The organism is Xanthomonas sp. NCPPB 1638 (assembly GCF_041475635.2).
Lineage (GTDB): Bacteria > Pseudomonadota > Gammaproteobacteria > Xanthomonadales > Xanthomonadaceae > Xanthomonas > Xanthomonas cucurbitae.
On record NZ_CM192984.1, the window covers coordinates 1,462,652 to 1,478,409 of the forward strand.

15 protein-coding genes and 1 other RNA gene are annotated in these 15,758 nt (G+C 62.7%); 8 read left to right on the forward strand and 8 right to left on the reverse strand.

What is annotated here, in order from left to right:
• The first annotated feature begins 2 nt into the window (after window positions 1-2).
• Window positions 3-716 carry a hypothetical protein gene (locus tag ACCQ13_RS06340; RefSeq protein WP_223214414.1) on the forward strand — a complete coding sequence of 238 codons (714 nt, stop codon included), beginning with the start codon at window positions 3-5 and terminating at the stop codon, window positions 714-716.
• A 70-nt stretch (window positions 717-786) separates the two neighbouring features.
• Here ACCQ13_RS06340 and ACCQ13_RS06345 read toward each other — a convergent pair whose 3' ends face one another.
• On the reverse strand, window positions 787-1,068 hold the full coding sequence (locus tag ACCQ13_RS06345; protein WP_223214415.1) for a DUF6216 family protein: 282 nt from the start codon (window positions 1,066-1,068) through the stop codon (window positions 787-789).
• A 12-nt stretch (window positions 1,069-1,080) separates the two neighbouring features.
• Between ACCQ13_RS06345 and ACCQ13_RS06350 the strand changes: the two genes are divergently transcribed.
• On the forward strand, window positions 1,081-2,043 hold the full coding sequence (locus ACCQ13_RS06350) for an IS1595 family transposase (protein ID WP_159406849.1): 963 nt from the start codon (window positions 1,081-1,083) through the stop codon (window positions 2,041-2,043).
• A 191-nt stretch (window positions 2,044-2,234) separates the two neighbouring features.
• Here ACCQ13_RS06350 and ACCQ13_RS06355 read toward each other — a convergent pair whose 3' ends face one another.
• The 4 genes from ACCQ13_RS06355 to ssrA all read right to left on the reverse strand — a co-directional run bounded on the left by ACCQ13_RS06355 (window position 2,235) and on the right by ssrA (window position 6,081).
• Window positions 2,235-3,353, reverse strand: a complete 1,119-nt coding sequence (locus ACCQ13_RS06355; RefSeq protein WP_159406850.1) for an ISL3 family transposase — start codon at window positions 3,351-3,353, stop codon at window positions 2,235-2,237.
• A gap of 261 nt (window positions 3,354-3,614) precedes the next feature.
• On the reverse strand, window positions 3,615-4,031 hold the full coding sequence (locus tag ACCQ13_RS06360; protein ID WP_146090380.1) for a hypothetical protein: 417 nt from the start codon (window positions 4,029-4,031) through the stop codon (window positions 3,615-3,617).
• Between the two features lie 18 nt (window positions 4,032-4,049).
• Window positions 4,050-5,579 (reverse strand): site-specific integrase, encoded by a 1,530-nt coding sequence (locus ACCQ13_RS06365; protein WP_159406851.1) that lies wholly within the window; start codon window positions 5,577-5,579, stop codon window positions 4,050-4,052.
• A gap of 105 nt (window positions 5,580-5,684) precedes the next feature.
• Window positions 5,685-6,081, reverse strand: a transfer-messenger RNA (tmRNA) gene (ssrA, locus tag ACCQ13_RS06370).
• Window positions 6,082-6,214: 133 nt separating this feature from the next.
• Between ssrA and ACCQ13_RS06375 the strand changes: the two genes are divergently transcribed.
• Window positions 6,215-8,653, forward strand: coding sequence for a S8 family serine peptidase (locus ACCQ13_RS06375; RefSeq protein WP_159406852.1), 2,439 nt, complete (start codon window positions 6,215-6,217; stop codon window positions 8,651-8,653).
• A 139-nt stretch (window positions 8,654-8,792) separates the two neighbouring features.
• Here ACCQ13_RS06375 and smpB read toward each other — a convergent pair whose 3' ends face one another.
• Window positions 8,793-9,296 (reverse strand): SsrA-binding protein SmpB, encoded by a 504-nt coding sequence (gene smpB, locus ACCQ13_RS06380; RefSeq protein WP_029221007.1) that lies wholly within the window; start codon window positions 9,294-9,296, stop codon window positions 8,793-8,795.
• Between the two features lie 60 nt (window positions 9,297-9,356).
• Here smpB and ACCQ13_RS06385 point away from each other — a divergent pair, with 60 nt between their 5' ends.
• The gene (locus ACCQ13_RS06385) at window positions 9,357-9,788 is read left to right on the forward strand and encodes a type II toxin-antitoxin system RatA family toxin (RefSeq protein ID WP_104601795.1); all 432 of its coding nucleotides are present in this window, start codon (window positions 9,357-9,359) and stop codon (window positions 9,786-9,788) included.
• Between the two features lie 7 nt (window positions 9,789-9,795).
• Window positions 9,796-10,065: an RnfH family protein gene (locus ACCQ13_RS06390; RefSeq protein WP_159407938.1), complete on the forward strand. Its 270-nt coding sequence runs from the start codon at window positions 9,796-9,798 to the stop codon at window positions 10,063-10,065.
• 237 nt (window positions 10,066-10,302) lie between these two features.
• On the opposite strand, the gene ACCQ13_RS06395 is transcribed toward ACCQ13_RS06390, so the two are convergent.
• Window positions 10,303-10,698 carry an outer membrane protein assembly factor BamE gene (locus tag ACCQ13_RS06395; RefSeq protein ID WP_039403293.1) on the reverse strand — a complete coding sequence of 132 codons (396 nt, stop codon included), beginning with the start codon at window positions 10,696-10,698 and terminating at the stop codon, window positions 10,303-10,305.
• A 104-nt stretch (window positions 10,699-10,802) separates the two neighbouring features.
• Between ACCQ13_RS06395 and fur the strand changes: the two genes are divergently transcribed.
• Window positions 10,803-11,213: a ferric iron uptake transcriptional regulator gene (gene fur / locus ACCQ13_RS06400; protein WP_029221003.1), complete on the forward strand. Its 411-nt coding sequence runs from the start codon at window positions 10,803-10,805 to the stop codon at window positions 11,211-11,213.
• A gap of 991 nt (window positions 11,214-12,204) precedes the next feature.
• Here the strand turns inward: fur and recN are convergent.
• Complete coding sequence (gene recN / locus ACCQ13_RS06405) at window positions 12,205-13,869, reverse strand: DNA repair protein RecN (RefSeq protein WP_104601793.1); 1,665 nt, start codon at window positions 13,867-13,869, stop codon at window positions 12,205-12,207.
• A gap of 139 nt (window positions 13,870-14,008) precedes the next feature.
• Here recN and hrcA point away from each other — a divergent pair, with 139 nt between their 5' ends.
• Window positions 14,009-15,040 carry a heat-inducible transcriptional repressor HrcA gene (gene hrcA, locus ACCQ13_RS06410; RefSeq protein ID WP_167526998.1) on the forward strand — a complete coding sequence of 344 codons (1,032 nt, stop codon included), beginning with the start codon at window positions 14,009-14,011 and terminating at the stop codon, window positions 15,038-15,040.
• 100 nt (window positions 15,041-15,140) lie between these two features.
• Window positions 15,141-15,659, forward strand: a complete 519-nt coding sequence (gene grpE, locus ACCQ13_RS06415) for a nucleotide exchange factor GrpE (RefSeq protein WP_104601791.1) — start codon at window positions 15,141-15,143, stop codon at window positions 15,657-15,659.
• Window positions 15,660-15,758: the final 99 nt, after the last annotated feature.

Below are 15,758 nucleotides of genomic sequence, written 5' to 3' on the forward strand. Positions count from 1 at the left end.
CTATGAAAGCCAAAATGATCTTGTCCATGGCACTGCTTTCCGGCGCGCTTGCTGCGTGTGGAAAAGCCGACAAGCCAGCGGAAGACACCAATACAGCGGCTTCGCAGGCTGAAACGTCTGCGACGGCAAATCCCGACCACAGCGCAGCTGTGAATGGAGCGCAGCAGACGGCAAAGCTAGAACAGCCTAGCGGCGTGCAAGATGCTAAGCAGTATTTGTGTCAAGGTGGCGGGAGTGCCTGCAAGGCAAGTGGCCCGCTGGTGGCTAACTCGGATGCCGAGGCAAAGTGGCTTTTGTCTAACGGCTATCCGACTGAGGCCGAACTTGCACGACTGGACAAACTGTCTTTGGATCAGCTGAAAGCAGAGTCGCAGGCAGGCAACAAGGCCGCAACTGTCATCTATGGAAAGAAAACGGCAACGAGTGGCCACTTCCAGGAGGGGCTTGGCATTTTGAGGAATGCAGCATCCTCTGGAAACTTGTATTCGTATTATGGTCTATCGGATATCTATGCCAGCGAGACAAAAGATAAAAACCTGATCGATAGTGCCGCGTATCTACGCCTGGCCTATCTGTTGGGCGATGGCAAAGCGTCTGCTGACATTGCTCTGAGAGGGTTGAGTAGCGTCGAAAGTGTGGCTGCTGATGAGCGTGCAGCTTCGCTTTATAAAACATTCTCAAAATATCAACGTCCGTCTCCAAGGCCTGTTGAGTAAATGGTTTAACGAATAAACAGAAATGAGGAGGTTTCGCCTCCTCATTTCTGTGTGAGTTTAAGTTGTGATACTACGCATTTGCGCTTATCTGGCGTTCGTCAAGGATGGCTTTGAGCATGTTCGCTGAGAGAAGCTCTCTGAATACTGTGTAGAACTGCCAGGCGCACCACAATGCGAAAAGAAAGCCTGCCAGTGAAACAACTCGTTGCTTAGGCACTTCTTTTGCAAGATGGGTTTTTAGAGCGGGATCAGTCCAGACCTGGCAAAGAATTTCCTGATTAGCCCCATTCCTCAGCCGGTAGTTGCAGGATTTGCGACGGGTCGGCTGGACAATGGCCCCACTTGAAGGCAACGGAGGTGGGGCATGGGTATCAACATCGTGCAGTTTCAGCCTGGATTGTCGATGACAGAGTTCGTGGATCGTTACGGAACCGAAGCCAAGTGTTATCGGGCCTTGTATCGGTGGCGCTGGCCGAATGGATTTCGCTGCCCGCAATGCGAAGGCCGCGCGCGCTCGCGCTTTCGACGCGATGGGCAGGTGTACTACCAGTGCCGTGCGTGCCGGCATCAGACCACCTTGCGTGCTGGCACGCTGTTTCAGTCCAGCAAGCTGCCCTTGCGCTTGTGGATGCAGGCGATCTACCTGCCGACATCCAGCAAGACCAACCTGGCGGCGCTGGAGTTGAAGCGGCATCTTGGAGTGAACTACAAGGCGGCCTGGCGCATGAAGCACAAGATCATGCAGGCGATGGTCGAGCGCGAAGAACCGCGAAAACTCAGCGGATTTGTGCAAATCGATGACGCGTACCTTGGCGGCGAACGCACCGGAGGCAAGCGCGGACGAGGCTCGGAGAACAAACAGCCGTTCGTGATCGCAGTGCAAGTGGACCAGAACAATGAACATCCTACCTTTGCGGTGATCGAGCCGGTGAAGGCTTTTGACAACGCCTCGCTGAAGGACTGGATCGAACGGCGTCTGGAGCCGGAATGCGAAGTTTACAGCGACGGATTGGCTTGCTTTCGCCGTCTGGAGGAGGCTGGGCATGCCCACACCACCCTCGATACCGGCGGTGGTCGTGCCGCAACCGAAGTCCAGGGAGCACGTTGGTTGAATGTGGTGCTGGCCAACGTCAAACGTGCCATCAGCGGCACCTACCATGCGGTGCGCCAAGCCAAGTATGCGCGGCGCTACCTGGCCGAAGCAGCTTATCGATTCAACCGCAGATTTCGTCTGGAACAGATGCTGCCGCGACTGGCGACGGCGCTGATGCGCTGCAAGCCTTGCCCAGAGCGAGTTTTGCGCATGGCAAGCAACTTTCTTGGCTGAGGGATGGGGCTAATCAGGAAGAATTTTAAGGTCTCGTGGGTCGAATGTTTGAGGGATGGTCTGTTTTTGAACAGGGCTTTTGCACTGTTCAAGTGTCAATGTGTCGCTTCCAACAGAGAAAAGTCCTTGTGTTCTTGCCTCTGCTTCAGAGATGAAGATCCTGGTATGTGTTTCTTTTGGGTCTTCGCGGATCACTGTGGGTGCAATCGAGCATTTTCGGGTAGCGCGGGCAGGAAGCTGGCGATGATCTTGAGCCTCAGGAACTCCTCGTCGCGATAGCCGTAGGCGCTGCGCTGGATGACCCGGATCTTGTTGTTGAGCCCTTCCACCAGGCCGAGGCTGACCTTGTTCTCCGGCCTGCAGTACGCCGCGATGCCGTCCCAGTGCCGCTCGATCATCCCCACGAACGTCTGGTAGGGCGCAAGCCGCTGCCAGCGCAGACTCTGCTTCCAGCGCTCGAAGAACTCCCGTGCACCTCGCTCGGTGCGGTAGCTCCACAGCTGCCCGAAGGACTCTTTCAGCAGGTACGCCGTGTTCAGACGTTTGTTGGTCGCCAGCAACTTGGCGAGCGCCTTTCGACCGTCCAGGGTAAGGTTTTCGCGATTGCTCAGCAGGGTGTAACGCTGGCCCTTGATGTAACTGCGATCCTGGCCTTGAAGGCGCTTGTACTCGTCGCGCCGCACCTGATCGAGCGCGTCGGACAGGTGGCGCATGATGTGGAATTTGTCGAACACGATGCTGGCGTTGGGCGCGTTCTTGCCCACCGAGTTGCGAAACGGCCGCCACATGTCCATCACCGCCACGTCGATGCCGGCGCTACGTTTTGGGCCCAATTCGGCGAAGAACTGGTCGATGTCCGCCTCGGTGCGCCCACTGCCGCCGAACCAGATCGGTCGGCCGCGCTCCAGATCGCTGACCACAACGCGGTAGTCATGGCCCTTGTGGATCGCGATCTCGTCGATGCCGATGGCGCGCGGCGCCGGCGTCCCCGCCCGGCGCACCTGCTCGGCCATGTACAGCTTGGACAGCTCCTTGACCGTGCTGTCGTGCAGGCGCTCCAGCTCAGCCACGGCCTTGTGCGTCATGCTTCGGCACAGATTGCCCACATGTAGGGCGAATCGCTCGGTGTAGCGCGGATTCTTGGCCAGCCAGTCCAGCCGCTCTACGTGCACGCCGCCGCACCCCGGGCAATCGACCCGCCAGCGCTCGAACTCCACGAACAGCATCCAGCCGGCCGCCCGCAAGTCGCGGGCGCGGCACAGGCGCTTGTCGTAGCGGCTGCGACACCGATGGCCACAGTTGGAACACACGGCCGTTTTTTTCGGCGCCGCAAGGTCACGATCCGCGCCTTCGGGGCGCCGAACACGCCCTTGAGCGTGGACTCCGCCGCGAAGCCAGGGAAGGAAAACAACTCACTCAGCCGACGGCCCGTTTTCATGCAGAACACCGCGTCAAGAAGTCAGCACAGGATGTACCACCTTCTGGGACGGTGGAAAGGGCCTGTTTCCAAGGCTCAACGCAGATTCAGGGGCCTCAAGGCACCCACACGAATCCGCGATGAGCCTGAATTTTTATACTGAGTCTTTAAGCTGCGTTTCCGTTATGAGCTGGATTGTTTCATTGCGAATTCTTTCGCACATATTTACGAGATTGATATCCAAATCAATAGATTTATTTCGACTTCTCCGCGCCTCATCAATGGCAGTTTTTAAGCATGTCAGTAGAGCCTCGATATTTGGATCTTTCAGATCTGTCTTCGAAATTCCCCATGCAAGTGACATGGCAATAATTGTTAAGTGGTTTGCTTTGATGCCCTTGGATTGGCGGAATGTTTCTTTATTGTGATTCCAGCAGTTATCAACAATGTATTGAGCGAAGATGTAAGGGTTTCCATGAAATCGGCCAACCGCCTGTTGGAATTCCAATAGCGTTGCAATCGACCCTGCCGCATTTTTTCTAGCGAAGAAGTTGGAAATAAAATCGATCACTATCTCAGTCCATTAAGTTTAATTTTGCCAGCCCGTTGAATTGGGCATCTTCTTGGATTTTTGGGCTGCGACCTTTCTCCTTGTTTCCATTCTCTTTACTCTTTTGAACGATTGGTCGAATTGCCCAGCGAGGTATGCAGGTAGGGCGATAGGTGGGCCAAACAATTCAAGTGCTCTATGCCTTGCTGGAATGGACGGCGGATCCACATAGTGTTTCAATCCAGCTGGCAAAGTCAGCTCATGCCCCGTAATTTGCTGGGAAATAAGGGGCGAAACCCCGTGCTCATTGATGAGAGAATTAGAAAGCGTGTGGCGGAAACAATGGAAGCTTTTAAGGCGCTGAGTCAGTCCCTGCTTGATTGCATAGGCTCTGAACTGATCGCCGAGGGCGTCGCCATAGCCGTTGTCTTTCGAAAACGGTAGGTGAGGAAAAATCCGCTCATGCCCGGCCGCTTTGACTTCTTCAAGATAAGTCAAAAATCCTGCGTCAATGAGTTTAGTTGGCAAGGGCACAAAGCGCGATGAGTGTGGATTTTTCAAACGCTGGTCGGGGCGAGTCACACGGTAGTGAACACCCCATTGCCCTGCGACTTTTGAAATGTCGTCCGTATAAAGCTGTCCAATTTCATTAACTCGGGCGCCCGTGGCAAGCCCTAAAAGCGTGCCAAACCAGCGATGCGGATATTTGCTTGCCCAGGTCGTGAACGCCTCTGGATCGAATAAAGCGGCAAGCTCGGCTTGACTAAACGGCTCACGGCTTGGCTCATCGGTCACAGCCTTTGAGCGGTTGATGATGGCCTTGTGCGGTGCTTTGCTGATTAGGTCTTCATTGGCTAACGCGTTGAAAAATGCCGCTACGCGGTCGCGGTGCTTTTCCTTCGTGCGCATGCTGAGCTTGGCGTAGTCGCCCGCTTGCGCTTTCTTCAAGATATCAATGGGCGCAAGGTTGGCGAATACAGCCATCTTTGACGCGTTGCTCGGGTAGCTCTCAATGGCTTTCAAAAAAGCGCGCACATCGTCGGGCTTGTAGTCTTGGACAGGCTTGTCACCGACCAGGGCGACGAAGAGAGAAAGCGTGTGCTCGGTGTCAAGCACATTTTTCGAGCTTCGGCCTACGCGCTTCATCTCGCCGATGTGGATGGCTGCGCGTTCGGACAACATAGGGCTGTCGGGCTTGGCGACGGGCGCGGGCATGTTGGGAATTGCCCTCAACGCTTCCATCAAGCGCGCGTGGTCCTCGGGGCCGTCGGCTGACAGCTCCAAGCCACCGCTACCGGTCCTGATCGTGTAGGGGCGCGTGGCGTTCCCTTGGAGCGCAGCAAGCGCTTTCTTGAACATGTCATCGGTCATCGCCGCCCCCCTGCGTGCGGTCGCAAACAACTCTGATAGTGACACGGCCATTTGAGCGGCGGCCAGTCGCGCGGTGTCACCACGACCAGGCAGAGCGCGCACGAGGAAGCGAGAGCCCACACGCTCGCGCAGATCGACGGGCACAAGGAAGCGGGCGTAGAGGCCGCTCGGGCGCTTCAATAAGAAGGGTTTGGGCAAAACGATACCTCAAACGATACCTTTGAAGGGCATCGTTTGAGGCTCGTCATTTCACCAAAAAACCTTGAAAAATCAACGCACTTAGCGTAAACTTCAAGGCGAGAATGGTGGAGGTGGGCGGAATCGAACCGCCGTCCGGAAGCACTCCATCCCCGGCACTACATGCTTATCCCTCCGTTAGATCTCGTCCCCAGGCAGCACGGCGGGCAAAGCGCACCTGAGAACCAGCCTGCTTGATCTAACCGGCAGCTGACAGGCAGCCACTACCGGCGGTTCCGTGATAATGACCCTACATCTACGAGCACGGGCACAAGTAGTTTCGGGGGTTCGCCTTAGGCGGCTGTAGAACTACAACTAAAGCCAATTAAGCGGCGATAGCGAAGTCCGAACCGTAGTTGTCGTCGTTGGCAACTAAAAGTTTGCTGCTGGATTAACGAGGAAAGCTGCCCCCTCGGCATGCGCCAAGCGACTTCGCGACCCCCGTCGAAACCAGTGCACCCCCGGGGAAAGCATCAAACGCTGACCCGGTCAGTGTAGGGATCGGCGCGGCCTGTCACAAGGGGTGAGATCTCCAGCGCTTACAGTGGCTTCAGTCCGGACCCAACGGAATGGTCCGCAAGCGAAGGAGCGAAGCAATGGCGACAGGCAAGCCCTCACGTCCTCGGCCGGCGCGCGTGGCGCGGGGCAAGACAGAAAAGTCACCGGCGCGGCGGAAGCGCGAGGTCCGGCAACCTGCGGATGAGGCGCAGGCCGCCACCACCCGCGTGCAAGGCAAGGCGCGCACGGTGATCTACATCCACGGTATCGGTAACAAGCCGCCGGCCGACGTGCTGCGGTGCCAGTGGGACAAGGCCTTGTTCGGGCGGCCGATGGGCGAGCGCACGCGCATGGCCTACTGGGTCAACCGCGAACGCTATCCGGTGCCCGAGCCAGGCAGTTGCGACAGCCGCGATGTCGGGCCGGCGCTGAACCAGAGCGTGCAACGGGCGTTGAGCACCCTGGGGTTGGTGCCGGGCGCGCAGGACCTGCATCTGCTGGCCGACGCGTTGGCCAAGAACGCACAGGAACGTGCGGATCTGCACCGCCTGCTGGACGAGCTGGAGGGCGCCGGCGCGCCGGGCAGCGTGCAGGCCAAGGGGCCGATCGATGCCATCAACCGGGTGCTGCTGCGGCTGATCTCCGCCGCGCTGCTGCAGGATGTGCATGACCTGTTCTTTGTGCCCGAACGTGCGGCGCTGATGCGCGAAAGCCTGGCCCAGCGGTTGCGTGCCGGTGGCGGGCCGTTCGTGGTGGTTGCGCACAGCCAGGGTTCGATGATCGCCTACGACGTACTGCGGCAACTGCAGGCAGCTGAGTGCGAGGTGACGCTGTTCTTGAGCGTGGGGTCACCGCTGGGGTTGCCGCAGGTGCGCAGCATGTTCAAGCGCTGGACCGGCACCCGCAAACTGCCGTTTCCCGCATGCGTGCAGCGTTGGGTCAATGTGGCCGACACCCGTGACCCGATCGCGCTGGACCCCGATCTCACCGACGACATCAGCAATGCCAAGGGGCGCTTTGAAAATCTGGCCGCGGCGCGCCTGAATCCGGATTGGCAGGACAACCCGCATTCGGGCTCGGGCTATCTGTCGATTCCGCAGGTGCGTGCGGCGGTGCGCCAGGCGGTCGGCGTCGGTTTCGACCAGCCGGTGTCCAATGCGGTGCTGATCAAGGATCTCAGCGAGCAGCTCGAGGCACACAGTGCGGAGTATCGGCATGAAGTGTTGATCGAGCTGGATCGGCGAGTGCTGGGCATGGACCCGGACGGCGTGCGCGCCCAGTTGCTGAGCCAGTTGCGGCAGGTCGCCGCGCACAGCACCGGATTGAAGGGCGAGGCGCTGGACGAGGCGATCGAACTGGAAGACGGCTTGCAGCGTTTCGTCTCGGCACGGCTGACGCGCTACGAGATCGAGTCGTTGCAGGACCGCTACCGCGCGCTGGGCTTTCGTCGGGTCTGGCGCGATGCCGGCAAGCGTGCGCTGATCCATGTCTCCGGTAACGTGCTGCACGCCGATGCGGCGCGCACCGCGTATCGGGCGCGCGGGCAGCAGATCGGGTGGGCGGTGCTGGATACCGGCATCGTGGCCAGTCACCCGCATTTCTACGTCAAGGGCCAGCGCGACAACGTGGTGGCGCAGTGGGATTGCACGCGGCGTGGCGCGCCCAGGCAACTCACGCGTGCCGATGGTCAGGCGTTTGCCCGGCTCGATCGGCATGGGCACGGCACCCACATCGCCGGCATCATCGCCGGCCACTGCCATGCTTCGATTCCCGACGCGCAAGGCAATCCCGGTAGCCCGCTGGAGTTTGCCGGCATGGCGCCGGACACGCGCCTGTATGGCTTCAAGGTGCTTGACGATGCCGGAAACGGCCGCGATTCGTGGATGATAAAAGCGGTGCAACAGGTGGCCGCGATCAACGAACGTGCTGGCGAATTGGTGATCCACGGGGTCAACCTGAGTCTGGGTGGCTGCTTCGACCCGGAAAGCTACGGCTGCGGCTTCACGCCGCTGTGCAACGAACTGCGCCGGCTGTGGCGGCAGGGTGTGCTGGTGGTGGTGGCGGCCGGCAACGAGGGCCTGACCTGGCTGATGCAGAACGACGGCGGCGTCTACCCGGCCAACATGGATCTGTCGATCAGCGACCCAGGTAATCTCGAAGAAGCGATCGTGGTGGGCTCGGTGCACAAGAGTAGCCCGCACAACTACGGGGTGTCGTATTTCTCATCGCGCGGCCCCACTGCCGATGGTCGCAGCAAGCCCGACGTCGTGGCGCCGGGCGAGAAGATCGTCTCGGCCTACTACGACTTCGACCCGAAGGATCTTGCCAGCCTAATGGTGGAAATGAGCGGCACCAGCATGGCCGCACCGCACGTCTCCGGCGTGCTGGCCGGCTTTCTGTCGGCACGCCGCGAGTTCATCGGCTTCCCGGACCGGGTCAAGCAACTGCTGCTGGACACCAGCACCGACCTGCAACGCGATCGCTATGTGCAGGGCAGGGGAGTGCCGAATTTGATGCGCATGCTTGGGGCGACGTGAGGAATCGGGAATCGGGAATGGGGAATCGCAGGAGCAGCGGCTGTTTGAGCTGAGTTGCCGTCAGGCTGGATACAGCACCGCCCGACCAGCCAAGCTTTTACGATTCCCGATTCCCGATTCCCGATTCCCGATTCCCGATTCACGCATCGCGATTATGCCGCCGCATCACGCGCTGCTTGTCGCGCTGCCAGTCGCGGTCCTTGGCGGCGTCGCGCTTGTCGTGGTTCTGCTTGCCCTTGGCCAGGGCGATCTCCAGCTTGACCTTGTTGCTGCTCCAGTACAGCGCGGTGGGTACCAGGGTATAGCCCTCGCGCTCGACCCGGGTGAGCACCTTGTCGATCTCGTTCCGGTGCAGCAGCAGCTTGCGGTCGCGGCGTTCTACCGGCACGGTGTGGGTGGAGGCCTGGATCAGCGGGGTGATCTGCGCGCCGATCAGGTAGATCTCTCCGGAGCGCACGTACGCATAGCCATCGACGATGTTGGCGCGACCGGCGCGGATCGCCTTGACCTCCCAGCCCTGCAGCGCCAGACCGGCCTCGTAGCGTTCTTCCAGGTGGTATTCGTGGCGCGCACGCTTGTTCAACGCGATGGTTTTCGTGGCCTTCGCGCCGTTTGCTTTATCCTTGGATGGTTTCTTGCTCATGACGCCATTGTCGCCGATTCGGTGTCGTCAAACGATCTTCCGTCTTTCACAAGTTAGCGAATGCCTACCATCCGTCGTAGCGCCCTGGTCGAACACAGCGCCTCCCGCATGTTCGATCTGGTCAATGATGTCGCCGCCTATCCGCGCCGCTTTGGCTGGTGCGATGCCGCCCATGTGATCGAGCAGGATCAGGCGCATACCGTGGCGCGGCTGGACTTGGGGCTGGGCACGTTCCGTACCTGGTTCACCACCGAGAACGTCCTCGAACGCCCCGAACGCATTGCGATGCACCTGCGCGACGGGCCGTTCAAGCGCCTGGAAGGCCTGTGGGAATTCCAGGCGCTGGGCGAAAACGCCTGCAAGGTGAGCCTGACCCTGGAAGTGGAGACCAGCGCGCGCTTGCTGGGGCCGGCGCTGGCGCTGGGGTTTCAGGGCCTGGCCGATCGCATGGTCAACGATTTCGTGCGGGTTGCCGACCGCGGCGACGTGTGAAGTGACCGTGCGGGTCGAGGTGGTGCTGGCCTGGCCGGACCGCTACAGCGTGGTGCAGCTCGCGCTGCCCGAAGGTGCCACGGTGGCCGAGGCGGTTGCAGCATCCGGTCTGTTGCAGGAGATTCAGCCTGCGGCGCTGGCCATCCACGGCCAGGTGACGCAGCCGCCGCAGGTCCTGCGCGACGGCGACCGGGTGGAGTTGCTCAGGCCGCTCTTGCTGGATCCGAAGGAGGCGCGCCGTCGGCGTGCCGGGCCGGGCAAGCGGGTGGGCGGGTAGCGCCCCAAGCCATCTGGTGGCTGCAATATCCCGGCTGCCGTTGCCGATCAGCTCGGTCACCGAGAGCCGCGTGCTGAGTGCCAGGCCCAGCTGGCAGCGAACCTGCACTGGCCTTCGGCAGCTGCGACAACGCGTCTGATGAGCCGTGGTGACCGGCCTCTGGGCGGCGAGCCGCGAAGGTTCGCTAGAAGCCCGAGTGTCTGCGGCCAGGCGTCGAGCGACCCCTGACCGAACGCATCAACGGCCGCGCTGCTTCTTCTTGTCGCGTGCCAGATTGCGGCCGAACTGCTTGGGTGCCGACTTGGCCAGCTGCTCGTCCTGCGACGGGAAATAGTCGCCCTCCCAGCGCGTGACCTGGTCGTTCTCGAAGAACACGGTGAAGTTCTTGACCTCGGTATGCGCCAGGCGATCCACCCGCTGGGTGGAGGTGTAGTCCCAGCGCTGCGCGTGGAATGGGTCGGGGATCGACGGGGTGCCCAGCAATGCACTGACCTGCTGCTTGCTCTGGCCTACCTGCAGTTGCTCCACGGCGTTCTGCTTGATCAGGTTGCCCTGGTAGATCGGCTGCTTGTAGATGATGCCGCAGCCAGCGGTGGACAAGGCAATGGCGGCGACCAGCAGGAGATTGCGCATCGGGGAGTAAGTGCTTAGGAAATCATGCCGATGATACACTTCTGCCGGTCGCCGCGACCCGTTTGAAGGCAGCTGGCGCTAAATTGCCAATGAACGGAGAACCCATGGAAACCCACGACCTGCGCAAAGTCGGGCTGAAGGTGACCCATCCGCGGATGCGGATCCTGGAGCTGCTGGAACAGAAGAGCAACCAGCACCACCTCAGCGCAGAAGATATCTATCGCCAGCTGCTCGACCACGGCGACGAGATCGGGCTGGCCACGGTCTACCGCGTGCTGACCCAGTTCGAGGCCGCCGGCCTGGTGCTCAAGCACAATTTCGAGGGCGGCCAGGCGGTGTACGAGCTGGACCGCGGTGGCCACCACGACCATATGGTGGATGTGGATACCGGCCATGTGATCGAGTTCGAAAGCGAGGAGATCGAGGCATTGCAGCGGCAGATCGCCGCCAAGCACGGCTACGAGCTGGAAGAGCATTCGCTGGTGCTTTACGTGCGCAAAAAGCGCCAGCGCTGAGCGCGCTACATCGCCAATACGAACGACAAGGCGGCTTCGGCCGCCTTGTGCGTTCTGGGGCGTGTTGGTGGGTGTGCTGCAGGCCCATGCCCCCATCCGCCCTTCGGGCACCTTCCCCCGCAGGCGGGGGAAGTGAGCGGTGGGTGGTCAGTTGCAGTGCCATCGAGAGATCACGCGCAGCCAGGCATCGCTTCTCCCGCTGGCGGGAGAAGGTGGCGCGCAGCACCGGATGAGGGCAACACCATTTGCGCTTGTCGCGCCCGTGGTGGTCGTGTCGCAGCGATGTTGCCCCCATCCGCCCTTCGGGCAGCTTCCCCCGCAGGCTGGGGAAGGGAGCGGTGGGTGGTCAGTCGCAGTGCAATCGAGAGATCACGCGCAGCCAGGCATCGCTTCTCCCGCTGGCGGGAGAAGGTGGCGCGCAGCACCGGATGAGGGCAACACCATTTGCGCTTGTCGCGCCCGTGGTGGTCGTGTCGCAGCGATGTTGCCCCCATCCGCCCTTCGGGCAGCTTCCCCCGCAGGCTGGGGAAGGGAGCGGTGGGTGGTCAGTCGCAGTGCCATCGAGAGATCACGCGCAGCCAGGCATCGCTTCTCCCGCTGGCGGGAGAAGGTGGCGCGCAGCGCCGGATGAGGGGCAACACCGTTTGCGCTTGTCGCGCCTGTGGTGGTCGTGTCGCAGCGGTGTTGCCCCCATCCGCCCTTCGGGCACCTTCCCCCGCAGGCTGGGGAAGGGAGCGCTGGGTGGTCAGTTGTAGTGCCATCGAGAGATCACGCGCAGCCAGGCATCGCTTCTCCCGCTGGCGGGAGAAGGTGGCGCGCAGCGCCGGATGAGGGGCAACACCGTTTGCGCTTGTCGCGCCTGTGGTGGTCGTGTCGCAGCGATGTTGCCCCCATCCGCCCTTCGGGCACCTTCCTCCCGCGGGCGGGGGAAGGGAGCTTCGTCAGCACGGGAGGGAACGGGGGCCCTGAATTTGCAAGCTGCTCGCTGCGCTCAGGCGCTCTGCAGCAGCTTGCGCGCCGCCGCGCGGGCTTCCTTGCTGACTTCCACGCCGCCCAGCATGCGTGCCAGCTCTTCCTGGCGGGCCTGCGGGCCGAGCAGTTCCACGGCGCTCTGGGTCATGCCGTCCACCGGCGCCTTGCTGACCCGGTAGTGCGCGTGGCCCTTGGCCGCGACCTGCGGCAGGTGGGTGACACACAGCACCTGGCGCTCCTCGCCCAGCGCGCGCAGCTTCTGCCCGACGATATCGGCCACCGCGCCGCCGATGCCCGAATCCACTTCGTCGAACACCATGGTCGGCACGCTGTCCAGGCCAAGCGCGGCCACTTCGATGGCCAGCGAAATGCGCGACAGCTCGCCACCGGAGGCCACCTTGCGCAGCGCGCGCGGCGGCTGCCCGGCGTTGGCGGCGACCAGGAATTCCACCCGCTCGGCGCCGTTCGGGTCTGGACGCAGGGTGTCCTGGGGTTGCAACTGAATCAGGAACTGGCCGCCGCCCATGCCCAGCTCGCCGATCAGCGTGGTGGTGGCCGCTGACAGGGCTTCGGCAGCGGTCTTGCGACTGTCGCTGAGCACCCCGGCCGCGTTGCGCCAGACACCGGTGGCCGTCTCGATGTGCTTGTCCAGCTGCTGCAGGCGCTCGTCGGCGCCACGCAGGCTCTCGACCTCGGCGCTCAGATGGTCGCGGTGCGCGGCCAGCTCGTCCGGCGCAACGCGGTGCTTGCGGGCCAAGTCGTGCAGGCGGCCCAGGCGGCGTTCCATCGCCTCGAACTGGGTGGGGTCGGCCTCCAGGTCGTCGCGCACGCGGTCGAGCAGGGCCAGCGCTTCTTCGATCTGGATGACGGCGCTGTCCAGCAGCGCGTCCACCTCGCCCAGGCGCGGTTCGTGCTCGGCCACGCGGGACAGGTCGTGGCGGCTGTCCTGCAATAGACCCAGGGCCGAGGGGCCATCGTCGCCGTTGAGCTGCCGGGCCACGCTGTCGCAGGCGCTAATCAAGGCGGTGGCATGGGCCTGGCGGCGGTGGTTGACGTCCAGCGCGGCAATCGCGGCTGGGTCCAGGTCTTCGCGTTCCAGCTCGGCCAGCTGGTGTTCCAGAAAGCCGATACGATCGGAGACATCGCCCTGTGCCGACAGCGCATCACGCTCGTCCAGCAGCGCCTGCCAGCGCTGGCTGGCCTGGCGCACCTGCTCGCGCTGGGCGCTGTTGCGTGCATAGGCGTCGAGCAGGGCGAGCTGGCTATGGCGGGCCATCAGCGCCTGGTGTTCGTGCTGGCCGTGGATTTCCACCAGCCGCGCCGCGAGCTCGGCCAGTTGCGAGGAGGTGACCGGGCGGCCGTTGATCCAGGCGCGCGAGCCGCCATCGGCGCGGATGATCCGGCGCAGCTGGCATTGGGCGTCGTCGTCGAGCTCGTTGTCGGCCAGCCAGGCCAGGCCGGGATGCTCGGCCGGCAGCTGGAATTCGGCCGACAGTTCGGCGCGGTCGGCGCCATGGCGCACCACGCCGCTGTCGGCGCGCAGGCCGGACAGGAAGCCCAGCGCGTCCACCATCAGCGACTTGCCGGCGCCGGTTTCGCCCGACACCACGGTCATGCCCGGCCCGAATTCCAGTTCGGTGGCGCGGACGACGGCGAAATCCTTGATCGAGAGGTGTGTGAGCATGAGGGTCGAGAGTGAATGCGTTGGGGAAGCTTAGGGCCTGACGGTGCGGGCAGGGAGTCGGATGCTTGCCATCCCCGGGGCCAGACATTATCTATGCCCAGTCTCACCGGATGATCCCATGCGCGCGTCCCAGCCCCCAATGCTCGCCCCCCGCGCCCGCCAGTTGCTGCGCACGCTGATTGCGCGCTACATCCGCGACGGCGAGCCGGTGGGGTCCAAGACCCTGGCCCAGCACGCCGGGCTGGACGTGAGCCCGGCCACCATCCGCAACATCCTGGCCGATCTGGAAGACGTGGGGCTGCTCAGCTCCCCGCATACCTCGGCCGGGCGGGTGCCCACCGCGCATGGCTACCGGGTGTTCGTCGATAGCCTGGTGCAGATGCAGCCGCCGGGCGAAGAAGAAGTGCGCCGGCTGCGCGCGGAGCTGGCCAGCGGCAACGGAACCCAGTCGCTGCTGGGCAGCGCTTCGCAGATGCTGTCGGCGATGAGCCATTTCGTCGGGGTGGTCAGCGCCCCGAAGCGCGAGCAGTTCGCGTTCCGGCATATCGATTTCGTGTCCCTGGATGCGCGGCGGGTGCTGGCGATCCTGGTGTTTGCCGACAACGAGGTGCAGAACCGGGTGATCGAGCCGCGCCGCGCCTACGAGCCGGCCGAGCTGGAGCGGGTGGCCAATTACCTCAATGCGCAGTTCGCCGGGCGCGCGCTGTCCGATATCCGCGCCAGCCTGCTGCGCGAGCTGCGCATGGCCAAGAACCAGATGGAGCAGCTGCTGGAGCACAGTGTGGACCTGGCCAGCGAGGCGCTGGTGCCGGCCGAGGCCGACGACATGGTGATGGCCGGGCAGACCCGGTTGATGGGGGTACAGGACCTGTCGGACCTGGACAGGCTGCGCGAGCTGTTCGAGGCCTTCGCCAGCAAGCGCGAGATCCTGCAGCTGCTCGAACGCACCATCCAGGCGCCGGGCGTGCGCATCTTCATCGGCGAGGAGACCGGCATGCTGTCGCTGGACGACGTCTCGTTGGTCACCGCGCCGTATACCGCCGGCGGGCAGGTACTGGGCGTGCTGGGGGTCATCGGCCCCAAGCGCATGGCCTACGACCGGGTGATTCCGCTGGTGCAGACCGCCGCCCAGGTGCTGGGCGCGGCGATGGAGCCGGCCGGGGCGCGATAGTCGCGCTCCATCGCGGCAATGGGTTTCGCTTGAAACGCGCCCCGGCGCCCATATACGGGGTGACGTTGGGGCGGGCGTTCCGCTTGCCCGGGAACTGCACATGAACCAAGACCACCCCGAATTCGATTCAGAAGACCCGTCCCAGAACCTGCCCGAGACCGATCCGCTCAAGTCCGAGATCGAGTCGCTGCGCAGCGAGATCGCCCTGGTCAAGGCCGATGCCCTGCGCGAACGCGCCGACCTGGAGAACCAGCGCAAGCGCATCGCGCGCGACGTGGAGAATGCCCGCAAGTTCGCCAACGAGAAGCTGCTGGGCGAGTTGCTGCCGGTGTTCGACAGCCTGGATGCCGGGCTGACTGCGGCTGGTACCCAACCCAGCCCGCTGCGCGATGGCCTGGACATGACCTACAAGCAATTGCTCAAGGTTGCCGCCGACAACGGCCTGACCCTGCTCGACCCGGTTGGCCAGCCGTTCAATCCGGACCAGCACCAGGCCATCAGCCAGGGCGAAGCCGAAGGCATTGCGCCCGGCCACGTCGTGCAGGTGTTCCAGAAAGGCTACCTGCTCAACGAACGTCTGCTGCGCCCGGCCCTGGTGGTCGTGGCCAAGCACGATTGACCGATCGCGCCGGCTGAACTGCCAGGCGCACGGATGACACACAGATGCGCACGGGTGGCTTGAACACCTGCGCGCCACCCCCACATCTCAGCCAGACCC

Bases quoted from the DNA above. Each gene is read 5' to 3' on its own strand.
- ACCQ13_RS06340 (WP_223214414.1), top strand. From the start codon at position 3: ATGAAAGCCAAAATGATCTTGTCCATGGCACTGCTTTCCGGCGCGCTT.
- ACCQ13_RS06350 (WP_159406849.1), top strand. From the start codon at position 1,081: ATGGGTATCAACATCGTGCAGTTTCAGCCTGGATTGTCGATGACAGAG.
- ACCQ13_RS06375 (WP_159406852.1), top strand. From the start codon at position 6,215: ATGGCGACAGGCAAGCCCTCACGTCCTCGGCCGGCGCGCGTGGCGCGG.
- smpB (WP_029221007.1), bottom strand. From the start codon at position 9,296: ATGAGCAAGAAACCATCCAAGGATAAAGCAAACGGCGCGAAGGCCACG.
- ACCQ13_RS06385 (WP_104601795.1), top strand. From the start codon at position 9,357: ATGCCTACCATCCGTCGTAGCGCCCTGGTCGAACACAGCGCCTCCCGC.
- ACCQ13_RS06395 (WP_039403293.1), bottom strand. From the start codon at position 10,698: ATGCGCAATCTCCTGCTGGTCGCCGCCATTGCCTTGTCCACCGCTGGC.
- fur (WP_029221003.1), top strand. From the start codon at position 10,803: ATGGAAACCCACGACCTGCGCAAAGTCGGGCTGAAGGTGACCCATCCG.
- recN (WP_104601793.1), bottom strand. From the start codon at position 13,869: ATGCTCACACACCTCTCGATCAAGGATTTCGCCGTCGTCCGCGCCACC.
- hrcA (WP_167526998.1), top strand. From the start codon at position 14,009: ATGCTCGCCCCCCGCGCCCGCCAGTTGCTGCGCACGCTGATTGCGCGC.
- grpE (WP_104601791.1), top strand. From the start codon at position 15,141: ATGAACCAAGACCACCCCGAATTCGATTCAGAAGACCCGTCCCAGAAC.